This is a genomic window from Verminephrobacter aporrectodeae subsp. tuberculatae At4, from assembly GCF_000193225.1.
GTDB classification, from domain to species: domain Bacteria; phylum Pseudomonadota; class Gammaproteobacteria; order Burkholderiales; family Burkholderiaceae_C; genus Acidovorax; species Acidovorax aporrectodeae.
This window is the reverse complement of record NZ_AFAL01000323.1, coordinates 1-281: the sequence shown is the minus strand read 5'-3', so window position 1 is coordinate 281 and position 281 is coordinate 1. Positions and strand designations below refer to the sequence as shown.

Below are 281 nucleotides of genomic sequence, written 5' to 3'. Positions count from 1 at the left end.
GCGGCCCCGCCCGCGCCGCCGAAGCGCGCGCGGTACTCGTGCGGCGTGACGCCAAGGTGCTTGAGGAACAGCCTGCGCATCGGCTGCTCCGACCCCAGGCCGATGCGCGCGGCGATCGACTTCAGCGGCAGATCGCCGTCCTCGAGCAGGCGCCGCGCGGCCTCCAGGCGCGCGCGCTCGACGAAGGCCAGCGGGCTGTTGCCGACCTCCTTGCAGAACACGCGCCGGAAGTTGCGTTCGCTCATGGCCGCGCGCCGTGCCATGTCCGCCAGACCGAGCGA

At 73.7% G+C, this 281-nt stretch carries 1 protein-coding gene; it reads right to left on the bottom strand.

The features are described 5' to 3' along the window. Positions 1–281 (bottom strand): helix-turn-helix domain-containing protein (locus tag VTU_RS26300; protein ID WP_010102509.1); only part of this gene is annotated, 281 nt, incomplete at both ends.